We start from the raw sequence: 16,758 nt of genomic DNA, 5'->3' as shown, positions 1-16,758 counted from the left end.
GTCTCCGACGGCACCTGCCGGGCCCGGTGACACCACCCCCCAGGTCATCCTTGCGACAGGGGGACACAGTCATGCCGGGCCCGGAGGCCAGCGGCCCTCTTGCAGGACCACGAAGAACATAACGGGGGGTCCAGCGGGAGGCGTGCGAAGTGACCGCTGTGGAGTCGGGGACGCCGCCCGCGCCGGCGCCCGTCGTCCGGGGAACGCGCCGGCGCGCGGCCCAGCGCGCGGCCGGACTGCTGGTCTCCGCCGGCGTGTTGGCGCTGGTCGCCGCCGCCAGCATCGCGTTCGGCGCCAAGTCGGTGCCGCTCGGCGACGTATGGCACGCCCTCTTCGCCTACTCCGGCACCGGGACCGACGTGGTGATCCGCGAACTCCAGCTGCCCCGCACCATCCTCGGGCTGCTGTGCGGCGCCGCCCTCGGCCTGGCCGGGGCCGTGATGCAGGCGCTCACCCGCAACCCGCTGGCCGACCCGGGGCTGCTCGGTATCAACGCCGGCGCCGCGGCCGCCGTGGTCACCGCCATCAGCCTCATCGGCGTCGACTCGCTCGCCGGCTACGTCTGGTTCGCGTTCCTCGGCGCCGCGGCCGTCGGGGTCCTCGTGTACGCGCTCGGCGGCAGCCGCGCCGCCACCCCCGTGCGGCTCGCGCTCGCCGGAACCGCCGTCAGGCGTTGAGCGGCCGCCCGAGGGCCAGCGCGAGCAGCACCCCGGCGACCAGGAAGGGCAGCACCTGGCGGACGACGTCGCCGCTGGCCGCGGCCAGTGAGCCGACGGCCCAGAACCGCATCCGGTCGAGGGCCGCGGTGTCGCGGAGTTCGACGGCCTGCGCGCGCTGGGCGACGACACCGCCCGCTCACTCGGCGCCGGACTCGGCCGCCACCGCCGCCTGCGGGCCCATCGTCTTCGTCGGGCTGATCGTCCCCCACCTGGTCCGCGCCCTCACCGGCCCCGACCTGCGCTGGACGCTGCCGTACGCCGCCGTCCTCTCACCGGTGCTGCTGCTCGGCTCCGACATCATCGGGCGGCTGGTCGCGCGGCCCTCCGAACTCCAGGTCGGCATCGTCACCAGCCTCATCGGCGGGCCGGTCTTCGTCTACCTCGTGCGACGCGGAAGGACGGCCAAGCTGTGGAACCCGACCCTGGCCGGCCGCGCACCGTGGTGTGGCGCCGCGGCGAAGGCGACGACGGGTGGTCGGTGCGGGCCGACGGCCGGAGCCTGACGGCCGGGGCGGCGCTCCTGCTGCTCGCGCTCGGCGCGGCCGTGCTGCTGGTCGGCACCGGCGACTACCCCATGACGCCACCCGAGGTGCTGCGCACCTGGCCGGCGGCGGCACCCGGATCCAGCAGTTCGTGGTGACCGAACTGCGGCTGCCGCGCGGCCTGGTGGGCCTGCTCGTCGGACTCGCGCTCGGCGTCGCGGGCGCCATCTTCCAGAGCGTCTCCCGCAACCCGCTCGGCAGCCCCGACGTCGTCGGCTTCGGCCAGGGCTCGGCGGCCGGCGCCCTCACCGCGATCGTGCTCTGCTCCGGGAGCGGCGTCGCCGTCGCCGCCGGCTCCGTCGTCGGCGGCCTGGCCACCGGCGTCGGCGTCTACCTGCTGGCCTGGCGCGGCGGCGTGCACGGCTACCGGCTCGTCCGCGTCGGCATCGGCGTCGCCGCCGTGCTCAGCGCCGTCAACGGCTACCTCCTCACCCGGGCCGACGTCGCGGACGCGGCCCGCGCCGTGCTGTGGCTGACCGGTTCGCTCAACGGGCGCGACTGGGCCCAGTTCTGGCCGCTGCTGGCGGCCTGCGGCGTGCTGCTGCCGCTGGTGCTCGCGCTGGCACGGCCGCTGCGGATGCTGGAGATGGGGGACGAGACGGCCGCCGCGCTCGGCGTGCGCGTCGAGCGGACGCGGCTGCTCGTGGTGCTGGCCGCGGTGCTGCTCACGGCTGCCGCCACGGCGGCCGCGGGACCCATCGCGTTCGTCGCGCTGGCCTCCCCGCAACTGGCCCGCCGGCTCACCCTTGCCACGGGCCCCAACGCGCTGCCGGCGGGACTCATGGGCGCGCTGCTGACGGTGACCGCCGACCTGTTGGCCCAATGGGCCTTAGGAGAGCGGCAGTTGCCGGTCGGCGCGGTGACGGGCGTGCTCGGCGGCGGATACCTGCTGTGGCTGCTGGTCGGTGAGCGGAGGGCCGGCCGTGTGTGACCACCGGCGGAGTGAGGAGGAGACGGCGTGAGTGAGATGTCAGAACCCCGGCTGCGGGCCGAGGGCGTCACGTTGGCGTACGACCAGCGGGTCGTCGCCGATGAGCTGTCGGTCGCGATCCCCGGGCGGTCGTTCACCGTGATCGTCGGGCCCAACGCCTGCGGGAAGTCAACCCTGTTGCGGGTTCTGGCCAGGATGCTCAGGCCCACCGCGGGGAGTGTGCTGCTCGACGGGCAGGCCATCGCCTCTTACCCGGCACGGAAGGCGGCGCGGACCCTTGGGCTGCTGCCGCAGTCGCCCACCGCGCCCGACGGCATCAGCGTCGCCGACCTGGTGGCGCGCGGCCGTTACCCGCACCAGGGGCTGCTGCGCCAGTGGTCGCGCGAGGACGAGCGGATCGTCGACGAGTCGATGGCCGCGACCGGGGTGGCCGAGCTCGCCGACCGCTACGTCGACGAACTCTCCGGCGGTCAGCGGCAGCGCGTCTGGATCGCCATGGCCCTCGCCCAGCAGACCCCGCTGCTGCTGCTCGACGAGCCCACCACCTTCCTCGACATCGCCCACCAGATAGAACTCCTCGACCTGTGCGCCCGGCTACACGAGGAGCAGGGCCGCACCCTGGTTGCCGTCCTCCACGACCTCAACCACGCCGCCCGCTACGCCACCCACCTGATCGCCATGCGGGACGGCCGGGTGGTCGCCGAGGGCACGCCGGCCGACATCGTCACCGCGGAGCTCGTCGAGGACGTCTTCCGGCTGCCGTGCCGGGTCATCGACGACCCCGAGACCGGCACCCCGCTGGTCGTTCCGGCGGCGCGGCGACGGAGCCGGGTGATCACCGGGTAGCGTCGGGGCCATGCGAGAGCCCCAGGAGCAGCAACAGGAGCCCGAGGCCGAGGAGCCCCAGGGCGAGGGCCCCGACGACGCGGGCCCCGACGACGAGGGGCCGCGCCCGCTCGGCGTCGGGACGCGACCCACCGGGCACGGCGGCGTGGACGCCCACCTCGTCAGGCTGGCCGACGCCGACCACCTCGGCGTTCCCGGGCACCTCGAGGTGTACGAGGATGTGCACCGCGGCCTGCGCGAGACCCTGGCCGCGCTCGACCAGCCGGCCGGCCCGCCCGTGCCCGGCCCCCCGCACACCTCCAGGAGCTGAACCCCCCGTGGCAGCAGCGACCCAGCGACGCCTCAGCCGCCTCGACGCGGAACTGGTGCGCCGCAAGCTGGCCCGATCCCGTGAGCACGCCAGATCGCTCATCGACGCCGGTCGCGTCACCGTCAACGGCGCGGTCGCCAGCAAGCCGGCCACCCAGGTCGCCACCAGCGCCGCCCTCGTCGTCCGCGAGGACGACGCGGACCCCGGCTACGTCTCGCGCGGCGGGCACAAGCTCGCCGGCGCGCTGGCGGCCTTCACCCCGCGCGGGTTGCGCGTCACCGGCCGCCGCGCCCTGGACGCGGGCGCCTCCACCGGCGGCTTCACCGACGTCCTGCTGCGCGCGGGCGCCGCCGAGGTGATCGCCGTCGACGTCGGCTACGGCCAACTCGCCTGGAACCTGCGCGCCGACGCGCGCGTCACCGTCAAGGACCGGACGAACGTACGCGAGTTGACGCTCGACGCCATCGACGGCAGGCCCGTCGACCTCGTGGTCGGCGATCTCTCGTTCATTCCGCTCGGCCTCGTGCTGCCCGCCCTCACCCGCTGCGCCGCGCCCGACGCCGACCTGGTGCTGATGGTCAAGCCGCAGTTTGAGGTCGGCCGCGAACGCCTCGGCAGCGGCGGCGTGGTCCGCAGCCCGGTGCTGCGCGCCGAGGCCGTCACCACCGTCGCCGCACACGCGGCCGAGCTCGGGCTCGGGGTGCTCGGCGTCGTCGCGAGCCCGCTGCCAGGGCCGTCCGGCAATGTTGAATACTTTCTCTGGCTGCACGCCGGGGCGCCCGCGCTCGACCCGGCCGACGTCGACCGCGCCGTGACAGAGGGGCCGCAGTGACCGCCAGTACCGAGACCAGCAGACCCGAAGCACGCACCGTCTTCCTGCTCGCGCACACCGGCCGCCCCGCCGCGGTCCGCAGCGCGGAACTCGTCGTCCAGGGCCTGCTGGCGCACGGCATCCGCGTCCGCGTCCTCGACGAGGAGGCCGCCGACCTGCCGCTGCCGGCCAGCGTCGAGCGCGTCACCGTGGACGAGAAGGACGAGACCCGCGGCGTGTTGGACGGCTGCGAGCTGCTCGTGGTGCTCGGCGGCGACGGCACCCTGCTGCGCGGCGCCGAGTTCTCCCGCGCCTCAGGGGTGCCGATGCTCGGCGTGAACCTCGGCACCGTCGGCTTCCTCGCCGAAGCCGAACGCGACGACCTCGACCAGGTCGTGGACCGCGTCGTCACCCGCTCCTACGAGGTGGAGGAGCGGATGACCCTCGATGTCACCGTGTTGAGTGACGGCATCGTCGTGTACACGGATTGGGCTCTCAACGAGGCGTCCGTCGAGAAGGTCGCCAGGGAGCGGATGCTCGAGGTGGTGCTCGAGGTCGACGGCCGCCCCGTCTCCGGGTTCGGCGGCGACGGTGTGGTGTGCGCCACCCCCACCGGCTCCACCGCCTACGCGTTCTCCGCCGGCGGTCCCATCGTCTGGCCGGAGGTCGAGGCGCTGCTGATGGTGCCGATCAGCGCGCACGCGCTGTTCGCCAAGCCGCTGGTCACGGCGCCGGAATCGGTGCTCGCGGTTGAGGTGCGGCCCAACACCCGGTCCGGCGTGCTGTGGTGCGACGGGCGCCGCACCGTCGACCTGCCGCCGGGGGCCCGCGTCGAGGTGCGGCGGGGCGCGGTCCCCGTCCGGCTCGCGCGGCTGCACCACGCGCCGTTCACCGACCGGCTCGTCGCCAAGTTCGCGCTGCCGGTGGCCGGCTGGCGGGGCGCGCCGCGCTGAGTCCCGCGGCGCGGAAGTGTGGGGCCCGTCGTCGCCAGCGGCCCCGCGAACCTCGTATGGTCGTATCCGTGTTGGAGGAGATGCGGATCAAGGGCCTGGGCGTGATCGACGACGCGGTCGTCGAGCTGTCCTCCGGCTTCACCGCGGTGACGGGTGAGACCGGCGCGGGCAAGACCATGGTCGTCACCAGCCTCGGCCTGCTGCTCGGCGGCCGCGCGGACGCCGGCTACGTACGGGTGGGCGCCCAGGCCGCCGTCGTGGAGGGCCGCGTCACCGTCGACGCGGACGCCCCGGCCGCCCGCCGGGCCGAGGAGGCCGGCGCCGAACTGGACGACGGCGCGCTGCTGGTCAGCCGCACCATCTCGGCGGAGGGCCGCTCCCGTGCCCACGTCGGCGGCCGGTCGGTGCCGGCCGGGCTGCTCGCCGAGCTCGGCGAGGAACTGATCGCGGTGCACGGCCAGACCGACCAGCAGGGGCTGCTGCGCCCCGCCAGACAGCGGCAGGCGCTCGACCGCTACGCCGGGGAGGCCGTCGCCCGGCCACTCGCCGCCTACCAGGAGACCTACCGGCGGTTGCGCGAGGTCGGCGCCACCCTCGCCGAACTCACCACCCGCGCCCGCGAGCGGGCCCAGGAGGCCGACCTGCTGCGGTTCGGCATCGACGAGATCGCCGCGGCCGACCCCCGTCCCGGCGAGGACGCCGAGCTGACGGCCGAGGCCGGCCGCCTCGGCCACGCCGAGGCCCTGGCCTCGGCCGCGGCCGCCGCGCACACCGCGCTGGCCGGCGACCCGGCCGACCCCGGCGGCCTCGACGCCGGCACCCTGGTCGCCGGCGCCCACCGCGTGCTGCAGGGCGTACGCGACCACGACCCGGCCGTCGCCCAGCTCGCCGACCGCCTCGGCGAGGTCGGCATCCTGCTCGCCGACGTCGCCCAGGACCTCGCCGGCTACGCCGACGGCCTGGACGCCGATCCGCTGCGGCTTGCCGCCGTCGAGGAGCGGCGCGCCGTCCTCGCCCACCTGGTCCGCAAGTACGCCGATCCGACCGCGAGCGAGGACGGCACCCAGTCCGTGCTCACCTGGGCCGAGCACGGCGCGGCCCGGCTCGCCGAGCTGGACGGCGACGACGACCGGATCGGCGAGCTCACCGCGGAGCGGGACGTCCTGCACGCCCGGATCACCGAGCAGGCGCGGGAGCTCAGCCAGGCCAGGACGGAGGCCGCCAAGCGGTTCGCCGACGCGGTCACCGAGGAGCTGACCCAGCTCGCCATGCCCCACGCCCGGATCCAGGTCGCGGTGCGGCAGCAGGAGGCCGCGGCGGGCGACGACGAGGCGGTCGAGCTCGACGGCCGCGCCGTGGCGCTCGGACCGCACGGCGCAGACGACGTGGAGCTGCTGCTCGCCCCGCACCCGGGCGCTCCCGCCCGGCCGATCGCCAAGGGCGCGTCCGGCGGCGAGCTGTCCCGGGTGATGCTGGCGGTGGAGGTCGTGTTCGCGGACGCGGCGCCGGTGCCGACGTACCTCTTCGACGAGGTCGACGCGGGCGTCGGCGGCAAGGCGGCCGTGGAGATCGGCCGGCGGCTCGCCAAGCTCGCCGACTCCGCGCAGGTCGTGGTCGTCACCCACCTGCCGCAGGTGGCGGCGTTCGCCGACCGGCACCTGGTGGTCGAGAAGACCAGCGACGGCTCGGTGACGCGCAGCGGGGTGCGTTCCGTGCACGGAGAGGGCCGGGTGCGGGAGCTGTCGCGGATGCTGGCGGGCCAGGAGGACTCGGAGCTGGCGCGGGCCCACGCGGAGGAGCTGCTGGCGACCGCCGCCCGGCTCGGGCACCGGGAGCCCTAACCCGAGCGGGTGGTGGCCGCTACCGTGATGCGGAGCGCGCCTGGCATTCTGGACGCCGTTCCACCTCCAGCGAACGAGAGGTAGCCGTGAGCGATGGGCTAGGGCCGCCCGGGCCTTGGCGACGGCCGCCGCTGACCCGGCCCACCGGACGGCCACCGGGCCGGACACGCGGCGCGGCTCGGCCTGCGGCCGGGGCATCGCCGCGGCCCCGGGCGGCGGCGACCGTGCGTGGCGGCTGGTGCGCCGCGGTGTGCGCCGCCGGGGCTGCGGGTGGGTTGCCGCTGGGTCGTGTGATGGCCGCCGCGCGCGGTGGTCACCCTTTGACGGGCGTGCCGCCGCTGTACGGCGGTGTGGCGGGCGCCGCTCGGGCCACGAGTGGGTTGCCGCCGGGGCGTGTGGTGGCCGTGGCGGGTGGTTGCCGGCCCTCGGCCGGGGCGCGCCGCCGTTCGGGGGCCGCCGGCCACGGCGTCGAACGCCCCGTGGTCGCGCCTGAGGCCCGGCCGCCGGCCGCTGTGATGCTCCAGACGGGCGCCCGGTTCACGGCCAGCCCTGCCCCCCGACCTCCTTCGGGCCGGGCGTGCCGCCGTGCGGCCGCTCGTGGCGTGGTCGGGACCCGGCGCGTCGCCGCCGCAGGCGGGCCGCTTCGCCTGACCAGGGCCCGGTGCGCGGCGTGAGCGGGCTCGGCGGGCGTGGGGTGCTGCACGTGGTGCAGGTGCTCGGCGGCGGGAGCGCCGGCTCCGGGGCGCACGTGCGGTCGCTGTCGGCCGGCCTCGTGGCGCGCGGGCTGCGCGTCACCGTGTGCGCCCCGCCGTCGGCGGAGCGGCGTTACGACTTCACGCGGGCCGGCGCCCGCTTCGTGCCCGTGCCGATGCGGACCAGGGTCGAGGCCGCCGTGCTGCTGCGGGCCGCGAGCGCCGACGCGCACCTCGTGCACGCGCACGGCATGCGGGCCGGGCTGCTCGCCACCCTGGCGCTGCGCCGCCGCGACACCCCGCTGATCTTGACCTGGCACACCCGCTCCACCGCGCCCGGACTCCGCGCCCAGCTGCGGTCCGTGACCGAGCACCTGGTGGCCCGCACCGCCACGGTGGTGCTCGGCGCCACCTCCGACCTGGTCGACCGCGCACGGCGCCGTGGGGCGCGCGACGCGCGGCTCGCGCCGGTCGCGCTGCCGGCGCAGCGCGCCGACGGCGAGAGCCACGGCCAGGCCGAGAGGGAGCCAGACCCGGCGAAGGTACGGGCCGAGCTCGGCGCCATGGGCCGGCCGCTGCTCGTCACCGCGACCCGCCTGGAGCGGGAGCGCAGCCTGGCCGTGCTGCTCGCCGCGGCCCGCGCCTGGCGGGCGCTGCAGCCGCCGCCGCTGCTCGTCATCGCCGGCGAGGGCCCCGACCGCGCGCTGCTCCAGCGCCGCATCGACCGGGAGCGGCTGCCGGTGCTCTTGCTCGGCAGGGGCGACGACGTCGCGCGGCTGCTGCCGGTGGCCGACGCCGCGCTGCTGGTCGTCGAGTGGGCCGGCAGGGCGCCGCTGGCGCAGGAGGCGCTGCGGCAAGGCGTGCCGCTCGTGGCCACCGCCGTCGGCGGCGTCCCCGAGCTCGTCGGGGACGCGGCGGTGCTGGTGCCCTACGGCGACCCGGCGGCGCTCGGCTCGGCCGTCGGCACCCTGCTCGGCGACCCCGCGCTGCGCGAGTCGCTGGCCGCAGCTGGCCGGGTCAGGGCCGGCAGCTGGCCGACGGAGGACACCACCGTGGCCCAGGTGCTGAGCGTCTACGACGAGCTCGCCGAGTCGCTCCAGGGCTAAGCAGGTCGGGCGAAGTCCGCTTCGGTTCGGCGGCGCCCCGAAGGACGCGGGGCACTGCGCGACCCAGCCACGACGGCGCCGCGGACGATGAACGACCCGCTGGGGCACTTCCAGCGGAGCGCCTACGCCGAGGCCCTGACGACGAGCCGGGCCGGGGTGACCACCGGGGCCAGCGGCCCCTCGGCAAGGCCGAGCCGCCGCAGCAGCAGCTCGGCCATCAGCTCTCCCATGTGCCGCACGTCCTGCCGGACGGTGGTCAGCGGCGGATCCGACCAGGCGGCCGGCTCCAGGTCGTCGTAGCCGACCACGGCGACGTCCTCCGGCACCCGCAGGCCGCGCGCCCGCAGGGTGCGCAGCGCGCCGCTCGCCATCAGGTCGTTGCCGGCGAAGACGGCGTCGGGACCGGGCGAGTGGGCCAGCAGCTCGGCCATCGCCCGCTCGCCGCCGGCCGCCGTGAAGTCGCCCCTGGCCAGCAGCGCCGGGTCCGGGCGGGCCAGGCCGAGCGCCTCCAGGTAGCCCTCGAGCCGGTCGGCGGCCGAGGTCTGGTCGAGCGGTCCGGTGATCACGGCGATCCGGCGGCGTCCGCCGGCCAGCAGGTGGCGGACGGCCTGCCGGGCGCCGTCCCGGTTGTCGGTGTCGACGTACAGCAGCCCGGGATCCCGGGCGGCGTCCGCCCAGCCGGGCCGGCCGCCGAAGACCGTGGGCAGCCCGGAGGCGGCGGCCATCGCCGGCAGCGGGTCGTCGGCGTGCAGCGAGAACATCAGCGCGCCGTCGACGTGGCCGCCGGCCAGGTAGCGGTCGATGCGGTCGTAGTCGTCCCGGCCCTCGAGCAGCATCAGCAGCAGCTGCGTGTCCTCCGCGGCGAGGCGGTGGCCGATGCCGCGGAGCTGCTGGGCGAAGAACGGGTCGGCGAAGACCCTGGTATCCGGCTCGGCGATCACCACGGCCACCGCGCCGGTGCGGCGGGTCACCAGGCTGCGGGCCGCGCTGTTCGGCACGTAGCCGAGCGCGGCCACCGAGCGCCTGACCCGCTCCCTGAGCTCGGGGCGCACCCCGGGCGTGCCGTTGACCACTCGGGACACCGTGGCCCGTGACACCCCCGCGTGCGCGGCCACCGCCTCCAGGGTGGGCGGGACCCGTCCCGGCCGCGGCACGTGGCGGCCTCAGCCGCCGTACGTGCTGTAGGCGCCGGACGCGGTGAGCCGGAGGGCCGTGTCGATCAGCGGGACGTGACTGAAGGCCTGCGGGAAGTTGCCGACCTGCCGCATCCGCCGCGGGTCCCACTCCTCGGCCAGCAGCCCGACGTCGTTGCGGAGCGCGAGCAGCTTCTCGAAGAGCTTGCGGGCCTCCTCGACCCGGCCGATCATCGCCAGGTCGTCGGCCAGCCAGAACGAGACGGCGAGGAACGCGCCCTCGTCGCCCTCCAGGCCGTCCACGCCCGTCTCCTCGCCGTTGGTCGGGTAGCGGAGGATGAAGCCGTCGAGCGTCGACAGCTCGCGCTGGATGGCCTCGATGGTGCCGATCACCCGCTTGTCGTCCGGCGGCAGGAAGCCCATCTGCGGAATCAGCAGCAGCGAGGCGTCCAGCTCCTTGGAGCCGTAGGACTGGGTGAAGGTGTTGCGCTCCTTGTCGTAGCCCTTCTCGCACACGTCGCGGTGGATCGCGTCCCGCAGGTCGCGCCACCGCTCAAGCGGCCCGTCCACCTCGCCCGACTCGATCAGCTTGACGGTGCGGTCCACCGCCACCCAGGCCATCACCTTGGAGTGGGTGAAGTGGCGGCGTGGGCCGCGGACCTCCCAGATGCCCTCGTCGGGCTCGTCCCAGTGCTCCTCCAGGTAGCGGATCAGCTTCAGCTGGAGAACGTTGGCGTGATCGTTGCGGGCCAGGCCCGTCATGTGCGCCAGGTGCAGCGCCTCCGTCACCTCGCCGTACACGTCGAGCTGGAGCTGCCCCGCCGCGCCGTTGCCCACCCGGACCGGCTGCGAGTTCTCGTAGCCGGGCAGCCAGCTCAGCTCCGCCTCGGCCAGCTCACGCTCGCCGGTGATGCTGTACATGATCTGGAGGTTCTCCGGGTCGCCGGCCACCGCGCGCAGCAGCCACTCGCGCCACGCCCTGGCCTCCTCGTGGTACCCGGTGCGCAGCAGCGAGGAGAGGGTGATGGCCGCGTCCCGCAGCCACGTGAACCGGTAGTCCCAGTTGCGGGAGCCGCCGATCTCCTCGGGCAGTGAGGTGGTGGGGGCCGCAACGATGCCGCCGGTGGGCTCGTAGGTGAGTGCCTTGAGGGTGATCAGCGAGCGGACCACGGCCTCCCGGTAGGGGCCGTGGTAGGTGCACTGGGCGACCCACTCGCGCCAGTACTCCTCGGTGGCGGCCAGCGCCTCCTCCGGCTGCGGCACCGGCGGCGGCTGCTTGTGCGAGGGCTGCCAGCTGATGGTGAACGCCACCCGGTCGCCCTGCGCCACCGTGAAGTCCGAGTAGGTGGTGAGGTTCTTGCCGTAGGTGTCGGCGGTGGTGTCGAGCCAGACGGAGTCGGGACCGGCCACGGCGACGGTGCGGTCGTCCACCTTGTGCACCCACGGCACGACCCAGCCGTAGGAGAACCGCATCCGCAGCGTGGACCGCATCGGCACCCGGCCGCTGACCCCCTCCACGATCCGTACCAGCTGCGGCGGGTCCTCACCGCGCGGCGGCATGAAGTCGATCACCCGGACCGTGCCGCGTGGCGTGTCCCACTCCGACTCGAGGACCAGGGAGTCCCCCCGGTACCGCCGGCGGCTGGCCGGTGGCGGCGGCGCGTCCTTGCCGTGCGCCGGCCCGATCCGCCAGAAGCCGTGCTCCTCCGTCCCGAGGAGCGCGGCGAAGACGGCGTGAGAGTCGAAGCGGGGCAGACAGAGCCAGTCGGCCGACCCGTCCCGGCAGATGAGCGCGGCGGTCTGCATGTCCCCGATGAGTGCGTAATCCTCGATGCGCCCGGCCACTAGCGTCTCCAGTCGAACAGTGCTCCGCCCCCCGTGGGACGTGCGGCATTTCGTCCCGCCCATTCGAGCGTCCGAGCAGAATACGACGTGGCCAGGGGGTCCGCGCGACCCTTGGCAGATTCGTGTGGTCCACCGAAGACCCTTGATGGGGTTGCGTCTCAAATGTCGAGATTTCCCGTCGGGGGCACTCGAGCGCTGCTCCGGGTTTCCCCCACTGATACCCTGGTAGCCCGTGGAGCGGAGGGCAGCGAAACCCCCGAACCCCAGCGACGGCACCCCGGCTCGGACCGGCGGCCGTCAGGCATCCGACCTCGCGACCCACGGGAGCCCCCCTTTGGCCATGCCGCCCAGCAGCACGACGACCAAGCACATCTTCGTCACCGGCGGGGTCGCCTCCTCGCTCGGCAAGGGGCTCACCGCTTCCAGCCTCGGAGCCCTCCTCAAAGCACGTGGCCTCAGCGTCACGATGCAGAAGCTCGACCCCTACCTGAACGTCGACCCCGGCACCATGAACCCGTTCCAGCACGGCGAGGTGTTCGTCACCAACGACGGCGCCGAGACCGACCTGGACATCGGTCACTACGAGCGGTTCCTCGACGTCGACCTCGACGGCAGCGCCAACGTCACCACGGGCCAGATCTACTCCACCGTGATTGCCAAGGAGCGGCGCGGCGAGTACCTGGGTGACACCGTGCAGGTCATCCCGCACATCACCAACGAGATCAAGCACCGCATCCGCCGGATGGCCACCGACGACGTCGACGTCGTGATCACCGAGGTCGGCGGCACCGTCGGCGACATCGAGTCGCTGCCCTTCCTGGAGGCCGTCCGCCAGGTGCGCCACGAGGTCGGCCGGGACAACGTCTTCGTCGTCCACATCTCCCTGCTGCCCTACATCGGTCCCTCGGGCGAGCTGAAGACCAAGCCCACCCAGCACTCCGTCGCCGCGCTGCGCAACATCGGCATCCAGCCCGACGCCATCGTGCTGCGCGCCGACCGGGACGTCCCCACCGCCATCAAGCGCAAGATCTCCCTGATGTGCGACGTCGACGAGGCCGCGGTGGTGGCCTGCGTCGACGCCAAGTCGATCTACGACATCCCCAAGGTGCTGCACGGCGAGGGCCTGGACGCCTACGTGGTGCGCCGCCTCGACCTGCCGTTCCGGGACGTCGACTGGACCCGGTGGGACGACCTGCTGCGCCGCGTCCACCACCCGGAGCACGACGTGACCGTCGCCCTGGTCGGCAAGTACATCGACCTGCCCGACGCCTACCTGTCGGTCACCGAGGCGCTGCGCGCCGGCGGCTTCGCCAACAACGCGCGGGTCCGCATCAAGTGGGTCACCTCGGACGACTGCCGTACCCCGGGCGGCGCCGCCGAGCAGCTCGGCGACGTCGACGCGATCTGCGTGCCCGGTGGCTTCGGCGACCGCGGCGTGGAGGGCAAGATCGCCGCCATCACCTACGCCAGGGAGCACGGGGTCCCGCTGCTCGGCCTCTGCCTCGGCCTGCAGTGCATCGTGATCGAGGCCGCCCGCAACCTGGCCGGCATCGAGGACGCGGGCTCTACCGAGTTCGACCAGGGCTGCCCCAACCCGGTGATCTCCACCATGGAGGAGCAGCTGGACATCGTCGCCGGCGAGGGCGACATGGGCGGCACCATGCGGCTCGGCCTCTACCCGGCGCGGCTCGCCGAGGGCTCCATCGTCCGCGAGGTCTACGGCGGCGAGGCCTACGTCGAGGAGCGCCACCGCCACCGCTACGAGGTCAACAACGCCTACCGCGGCGAGCTCGAGAAGAAGGCGGGGCTCGTCTTCTCCGGCACCTCGCCGGACAACAAGCTGGTCGAGTACGTCGAGTACCCGCGCGAGGTCCACCCCTACCTGGTCGCCACCCAGGCGCACCCCGAGCTGCGCTCCCGGCCCACCCGGCCGCACCCGCTGTTCGCCGGCCTGATCAGGGCCGCCGTGCGCGGCACCGCCGCCCACGTCGCGGGCGCGGTCGAGCGCTCCGCCGGCGCGGGCGAGCTGGCGGCGCCGCGCGGTGGGGGACACTGACGGCCATGACGCAGCAGTCGCACGACTTCCTCGCCGACACCCCGGCCCACTGGTCCGTCACCGCCACCACCACGCCCTTCACCGGCAACAAGACCAGCGTCCGCGCCGACGAGGTGGTCATGCCGGACGGCCGCACGGCCCGCCGCGACTACCAGGTGCACCCCGGCTCCGTCGCGGTGCTCGCGCTCGACGAGCGCGACCGGGTCACCGTCATCGAGCAGTACCGGCACCCGGTCCGCCACAAGCTCTGGGAGATCCCGGCCGGCCTGCTCGACGTCCCGGGCGAGAACCCGCTACACGCCGCCCAGCGCGAGCTGTACGAGGAGGCGCACGTCAAGGCGGAGGACTGGCGGGTCCTGATCGACCTCTACACCTCGCCAGGCGGCTCCGACGAGGCCGTCCGCGTCTTCCTGGCCCGCGACCTCTCGGTGGCCCAGGGCGAGCGGTTCGCGGTCTCCGAGGAGGAGGCCGACATGCGCCACGCCCAGATCCCGCTCGACGAGCTGGCGCGCGGCCTGCTCGCCGGCCGGCTGCACAACACCTGCCTGGCCACCGGGGTGCTCGCCGTGTTGGCCGCCCGCGCCGGGGACGGCCTCGACGCACTGCGCCCCGCCGACGCCCCCTGGCCGGCTCGCCCGTTCGCGTTCTGACACGCCGGCCGTTCCACGGTCCTGGCACCGCCGGACGGGCGCGTCGCGGCCCCCGTAGACGTGTCATGCCCCGGCCCGCCGGGGCGTGACATACGCTCGCCCCGTGACGGACGTGACGCGACAGACGGTCACCGACCCGACCGGGGCGGCGGAGTTCCTCGGCCGCCGGCGCGAACTCTCGGCGCTGCGCTCCGACATCGCCCGCGCCGGTCTCGACACCCTCGCCGGTCGCCCGGCGCCGCGCTCCCGGGTGCTGCTGGTGGCCGGCCGCCCGGGCACCGGGCGCACCGCGCTCGCCGAGTACTTCGCCGCCCGGCTGCTCGACACCGGCGACTACCCGGACGGGCTGCTGCGAGCCAGGCTCACCGAGCCGGGCGGCCGGCCCGTGCCCGTGGCGCGGGTCGCCGGCGACCTCCTCGAGGCGCTCGGCGCCCCGGTCGCGCCCGGCGCCGACGACGAGGACGCGACCGCGGCGCTGCGCGCGGCGCTGACCGACCGTCGGGTCGTGCTGCTGGTCGACGACGTGGACGATGCCGAGCCGCTGGCGGAGCTCATCCCCGACGACCGGCACTGCCTGGTGCTCGCCGTGGCCCGTGGGCCGCTCATCGGCGTCCCCGACGTCCGGCCCTGCACCGTCGGCGGCCTCGACCGGAACACCGCCGTGCGGCTCCTGGTCAGGGGCGCGGGCGACATCCGGGTCACCGTCGACCCGAGCGCCGCCGACCGGCTCGCCGAGCTGTGCGGGGACCTGCCAGCCGCGCTCGAGCTGGCCGCCGGATGGCTGGCCGCCCATCCCGACGCCACCGTGGTGGAGGCCGTACGCCGCATCGTCGAGACCCCCGACCCGGTCGGCGCGGCCGGCCCCGACCCAGCGGACGGCGAAGGCGAGGGCGAGGACGACGTGGCCGACGCCGCGGAGGCGCCGCTGAGCCGCGCTTTCGCCCTGGCCCACGCCGCCCTGCCGGCGCACACCGCCCGGATGCTGCGGCTGCTCGCCCTCGCCCCCGCCGGACTCGTCGACGCGCACACCGCGGCCGCGCTCGCCGGCTGCCCCGTCCCCGCCGCCCGCGCCACCCTGGCCGAACTGACCGCCTTCGGGCTGCTGCGCCCCGCCGCGTCCGAGACCGGATCTGGCGGTCCCGACCAGTACCGGGTCCCCGGCTGCCTGGCCACCAGGATCGCCGCCCTGCTCGCCGCCCTCGAACGTCCGGGCGAGGCGCTGCTGGCCAGGGCCAGGATGCTGGAGCGGATCGTCACCCGGCTGCGCGCCTGCCAGGCGGTGACCGAGCCGCCCGGCAGCCCGGCGCGGGAGTGGCTGGCCGGGCTGCCGGCGGCGCTGCGGTTCGAGACCCCGGAGGCCGCCGCCGACTGGTTCGCGACCCGCCGCCCGATGCTGGTCGCCGCCGCCAGGACCGCCGCCGCCGGGGGCGAGCTCGACACCCTGGCCAGACGCCTCTTCGCGGCCCTCAGCCGGGTGTTGATCGCCCAGCTGCCGCCCGCCCCGGCCAGGGCCGAGGTCTACCGGCTGCACGAGCTCGCCCTCGCCGTCGCCGAGCGCCGGCGGCTGACCAGGGAACGCGCCGCCGCGTTGCTCAGCCTCGGCGACATGGACGCCGACGCCGGCCGGCCGTACGCCGCGCTCGATCGCTACCGGGCCGCGCTCGAGGTCGCCAGGAACGAGCGCGAGGAGGACGCGGACGCCGCCGGCCGCGCCCTGGAGTCCATCGCCGACACCTACGCCGAGCTGGCCGAGTGGCAGCGCGCGGCCGACTGGTACGGCAGGGCGCTGCCACTGAGCCAGACGCGCGGCGACCTGGCCGGCACGGCCAGGCTGCACGGGCGGGTCGGCGAGGCCCTGGTGCGCACCGGCGACTGGGCCGGGGCGCTGCGGGCCTGGCGCGCGGCGGCAGCCGCGCACCGCAGGCTCGGCGACGTGCCGGCCCAGGCCCGGGCGCTGTCGGAGGTCGCGCTCGCCCAGGAGCGCATGGGCCGGCCCGACGACGCGCTGCGCACCGGCTCCGACGCCCTGCGTCTTGCCGAGCGCACCGCCCGTCGCGAGCTCCAGGCAGAGCTGCGGCTGCGTCTCGCCGACTGCGCCGAGCAACTCGGCCGCGACGAGGCCGCCGCCGCGCACCGGGCGGCCGCCGCCCGGCTGCGGACCGAGGGGGCCGCGAGGGCGGACGAGGGGCCCAAAGCGCCGGCCAGAACTCTCACCCCGCCACCCGCGCCGACTTTGGAAACGCAGACAGCTGCGGCCAACGATTAACGTATTGCAAGGCTAGACAAGCTCGATTCCTTACTTACACTGGTTGGGACAGGTGTC

General features: G+C 75.2%; 11 protein-coding genes and 4 pseudogenes. 12 read left to right on the top strand and 3 right to left on the bottom strand.

All coding sequences use genetic code 11. The features are described from left to right. Positions 1-236: 236 nt before the first annotated feature. Positions 237-668, top strand: a pseudogene (locus tag E1265_RS10005) (iron chelate uptake ABC transporter family permease subunit); the annotation flags it as partial. Between the two features lies 1 nt (position 669). Here the strand turns inward: E1265_RS10005 and E1265_RS10000 are convergent. Then, positions 670-828 (bottom strand): annotated as a pseudogene (locus tag E1265_RS10000) (iron ABC transporter permease); the annotation flags it as partial. A 46-nt stretch (positions 829-874) separates the two neighbouring features. Between E1265_RS10000 and E1265_RS09995 the strand changes: the two are divergent. The 8 genes and pseudogenes from E1265_RS09995 to E1265_RS09960 form a co-directional block, all read left to right on the top strand. Continuing rightward, positions 875-1,129: pseudogene (locus E1265_RS09995) on the top strand (iron chelate uptake ABC transporter family permease subunit); the annotation flags it as partial. Between the two features lie 29 nt (positions 1,130-1,158). Beyond that, positions 1,159-2,192, top strand: a pseudogene (locus tag E1265_RS09990) (iron chelate uptake ABC transporter family permease subunit). Positions 2,193-2,228: 36 nt separating this feature from the next. After that, on the top strand, positions 2,229-3,038 hold the full coding sequence (locus tag E1265_RS09985) for an ABC transporter ATP-binding protein (RefSeq protein WP_132929903.1): 810 nt from the start codon (positions 2,229-2,231) through the stop codon (positions 3,036-3,038). Between the two features lie 10 nt (positions 3,039-3,048). Continuing rightward, positions 3,049-3,348: a hypothetical protein gene (locus E1265_RS09980; RefSeq protein ID WP_132929898.1), complete on the top strand. Its 300-nt coding sequence runs from the start codon at positions 3,049-3,051 to the stop codon at positions 3,346-3,348. Positions 3,349-3,355: 7 nt separating this feature from the next. After that, positions 3,356-4,180, top strand: coding sequence for a TlyA family RNA methyltransferase (locus E1265_RS09975; protein ID WP_243740655.1), 825 nt, complete (start codon positions 3,356-3,358; stop codon positions 4,178-4,180). Further along, positions 4,177-5,112 carry an NAD kinase gene (locus tag E1265_RS09970; protein ID WP_132929896.1) on the top strand — a complete coding sequence of 312 codons (936 nt, stop codon included), beginning with the start codon at positions 4,177-4,179 and terminating at the stop codon, positions 5,110-5,112. The genes E1265_RS09975 and E1265_RS09970 overlap by 4 nt, the downstream gene beginning before the upstream one ends. Before the next feature lie 56 nt (positions 5,113-5,168). After that, positions 5,169-6,953 (top strand): DNA repair protein RecN, encoded by a 1,785-nt coding sequence (gene recN / locus E1265_RS09965; protein ID WP_132929895.1) that lies wholly within the window; start codon positions 5,169-5,171, stop codon positions 6,951-6,953. A 670-nt stretch (positions 6,954-7,623) separates the two neighbouring features. Then, positions 7,624-8,751 (top strand): glycosyltransferase family 4 protein, encoded by a 1,128-nt coding sequence (locus E1265_RS09960; protein WP_243740654.1) that lies wholly within the window; start codon positions 7,624-7,626, stop codon positions 8,749-8,751. A gap of 122 nt (positions 8,752-8,873) precedes the next feature. On the opposite strand, the gene E1265_RS09955 is transcribed toward E1265_RS09960, so the two are convergent. Both E1265_RS09955 and E1265_RS09950 read right to left on the bottom strand, forming a co-directional pair. Continuing rightward, positions 8,874-9,866 (bottom strand): LacI family DNA-binding transcriptional regulator, encoded by a 993-nt coding sequence (locus E1265_RS09955; RefSeq protein WP_243740653.1) that lies wholly within the window; start codon positions 9,864-9,866, stop codon positions 8,874-8,876. Positions 9,867-9,914: 48 nt separating this feature from the next. After that, on the bottom strand, positions 9,915-11,729 hold the full coding sequence (locus tag E1265_RS09950; RefSeq protein WP_132929892.1) for a glycoside hydrolase family 15 protein: 1,815 nt from the start codon (positions 11,727-11,729) through the stop codon (positions 9,915-9,917). Positions 11,730-12,069: 340 nt separating this feature from the next. Between E1265_RS09950 and E1265_RS09945 the strand changes: the two genes are divergently transcribed. From E1265_RS09945 to E1265_RS09935, 3 genes are all read left to right on the top strand, one after another. Further along, a complete protein-coding gene (locus E1265_RS09945) occupies positions 12,070-13,785 on the top strand; it encodes a CTP synthase (protein WP_132929891.1) in 1,716 nt (571 codons plus the stop codon). A gap of 5 nt (positions 13,786-13,790) precedes the next feature. After that, positions 13,791-14,435, top strand: a complete 645-nt coding sequence (locus E1265_RS09940; RefSeq protein WP_132929890.1) for an NUDIX hydrolase — start codon at positions 13,791-13,793, stop codon at positions 14,433-14,435. A 103-nt stretch (positions 14,436-14,538) separates the two neighbouring features. Next, positions 14,539-16,701 carry a tetratricopeptide repeat protein gene (locus E1265_RS09935; RefSeq protein ID WP_347877175.1) on the top strand — a complete coding sequence of 721 codons (2,163 nt, stop codon included), beginning with the start codon at positions 14,539-14,541 and terminating at the stop codon, positions 16,699-16,701. Positions 16,702-16,758: the final 57 nt, after the last annotated feature.

The sequence above is a fragment of the Streptomyces sp. 8K308 genome (assembly GCF_004348315.1).
Taxonomy (GTDB): Bacteria; Actinomycetota; Actinomycetes; order Streptomycetales; family Streptomycetaceae; genus Streptomyces.
Note: the sequence above shows the minus strand (reverse complement) of the source record. Positions and strands in the feature narration are given on the sequence as shown.

Coding starts and splice junctions, on each gene's coding strand:
- E1265_RS09985 (WP_132929903.1), top strand. CDS start 2,229: ATGTCAGAACCCCGGCTGCGGGCCGAGGGCGTCACGTTGGCGTACGAC.
- E1265_RS09980 (WP_132929898.1), top strand. CDS start 3,049: ATGCGAGAGCCCCAGGAGCAGCAACAGGAGCCCGAGGCCGAGGAGCCC.
- recN (WP_132929895.1), top strand. CDS start 5,169: ATGGTCGTATCCGTGTTGGAGGAGATGCGGATCAAGGGCCTGGGCGTG.
- E1265_RS09945 (WP_132929891.1), top strand. CDS start 12,070: ATGCCGCCCAGCAGCACGACGACCAAGCACATCTTCGTCACCGGCGGG.
- E1265_RS09940 (WP_132929890.1), top strand. CDS start 13,791: ATGACGCAGCAGTCGCACGACTTCCTCGCCGACACCCCGGCCCACTGG.